A 1883-nucleotide genomic window follows, 5' to 3' on the forward strand; every position below is an offset into this window, starting at 1 on the left:
ACACCCTCCGGTTCCGAAAACACCTTATCTCGGTGTCCACGAAACCGGCAGCAGCTCAATGGCCAGCGGTCATGAAGAAGCTCAGTGGGCGACCGTTTGCGTCGGTGACGGCGTGGAGCTTCGTGTTCATGCCGCCCTTGGTGCGACCGATGAGCCGCCCGAGATCCCCTTTTTAACCCGCAGGCTCGATGCCGTCCGATGTGCCTTGAGATAGGTCGCGTCGATTATGATTGTCTTGGGCGTGGCGCTCGCAGCGGCCAGTCCTCCCATTATGCGCAGGAACACGCTTCTCTCGCCCCACCGCTTCCAACGGTTGTAGAGGGTCGTGTGCGGTCCGTACTCCTTGGGCGCATCGCACCGGCGCATCACGTTGCGGTTTACGAAACGATGCCGCTCAACACCCGCCGATCATCACCCCGGGGCTTGCCGTGGCTCTTGGGAAAGTACGGCTCCAGCCGCGCCATCTGCTCGTCGGTCAGCCAATACCGGTCGCTATTCGCCAGTCTTCTCGCAGAGCCTGAAACAGATCGCGCCTCTCACATCAGTGGGTGCTGACCCTAGCTGTCGGAACGAAACGAAATATATCGACTACGCTCAGTTGCCTTGCCACGTCACAGAGCACCGTGACGTCGGTCGACGCAAAACCGAACGTTCTCCCGTGTAGCGTTGCCCGGGCATTGTTGCGCTGGCAGAATCGCCTAAACCGTACAAGCCGATTGTAGTTCGGCGCAGATGTACGGAAAAACACATGACCACGAAAACGACCGCCGTCGAACTGGCGGCTGATATGACCATCGCTTGGCTTAGCAATCCCAATAACCGAGCAACCGTCACCGATGTGCCGGTCATACTCACGTCGATGTATAATGCTATTGCTAGGTTGTCGTCGGGGCCCCTCGAAACCGGTTCGAAGCCCTCAACGTCCGAATATCCGCCAGCCGTGTCAGTCCGAAAGTCGCTTGCCAGCAAAGATCACATCGTGAGTATGATCGACGGCAAGCCTTATAAGGCGCTGCGGCGTCATTTAACGGCCGCGGGTTTGACTGCCGATGAGTATCGGGAGCGATATAATCTGAAAGCTAATTATCCGATGGTTTCGCAAAGCTACAGCGAGGTTCGTCGCGCAATGGCTAAGAAAATTGGCTTAGGTCGTAACCGGGGCTCTCAGTCAGACGGCGCTAAAACGAACGTGTCAAAGCCTAAACCGGGGGCACCGCAGCCCAAAGGCTAACGCGAGCAACCCCAACGTTGTGGCGGCGATAGTTCGCTGACGAGCCGAGGAGGGTGTCTGACTCCGCTGGGGTAAGGTGGCGGGGTGATGAAATCTCATTTCTCAGCCACCTGCCCCCCCCCCCTGGCGACTACTGAGGTCGACCGCTGCCTCAAGCCAGAGAATTACACTTCCAATGTAGTACGCTTGATGTAGTTTCAGCTATCGCATTCTAAGGAGCTGGTCCTGTTAATCCAACATGTCTTTATGGCGTTGACCGCGTCCGCCCCAAATCAGACTGCGTCGGTCGCCTCGACTGCTATCAAGAAGGCGGATCACGGCGACGACAAAGACAAGAAAGTTTGTCGTATGGAAGACGTAACCAGATCGCTTTTCCCCAAACGCGTGTGCGTCACCAAAGCCGAATGGGCCGCGGCAGATGGCGATCGGAGCCGCGGTGTCGACGCTTTTAACAACAGGGCTCGCTCAAGGAGGCCGGGCTCCTTGTTCGATTGCGCAATTCGTCGCTTGTTGACCCGTACTACGCCTGCGGCAGGACCCCGAGCTGGGCGATGCCATCAGTCTTGGTATCAATTGGCCCGTCGTCGGCTTTCGTCGACAATGATGTCCCTCCCTTGCCTGCAGGGAGGGACAGAGAACGCTAAATCAACAG

1 protein-coding gene and 1 pseudogene are annotated in these 1883 nt (G+C 57.4%); one reads left to right on the top strand and one right to left on the bottom strand.

From position 1 onward, the window contains the following. Positions 1-61: 61 nt before the first annotated feature. Positions 62-464, bottom strand: a pseudogene (locus RH91_RS21680) (IS5 family transposase); the annotation flags it as partial. Positions 465-748: 284 nt separating this feature from the next. On the opposite strand from RH91_RS21680, the gene RH91_RS21685 reads away from it, so the two are divergent. Further along, positions 749-1231: a MucR family transcriptional regulator gene (locus tag RH91_RS21685; protein WP_081469539.1), complete on the top strand. Its 483-nt coding sequence runs from the start codon at positions 749-751 to the stop codon at positions 1229-1231. Positions 1232-1883 lie beyond the last annotated feature (652 nt).

Origin of the sequence: Sphingomonas sp. PAMC 26617 (assembly GCF_000242835.1) — a bacterium.
Taxonomy (GTDB): domain Bacteria; phylum Pseudomonadota; class Alphaproteobacteria; order Sphingomonadales; family Sphingomonadaceae; genus Sphingomonas.

Bases quoted from the DNA above. Each gene is read 5' to 3' on its own strand.
- RH91_RS21685 (WP_081469539.1), top strand. From the start codon at position 749: ATGACCACGAAAACGACCGCCGTCGAACTGGCGGCTGATATGACCATC.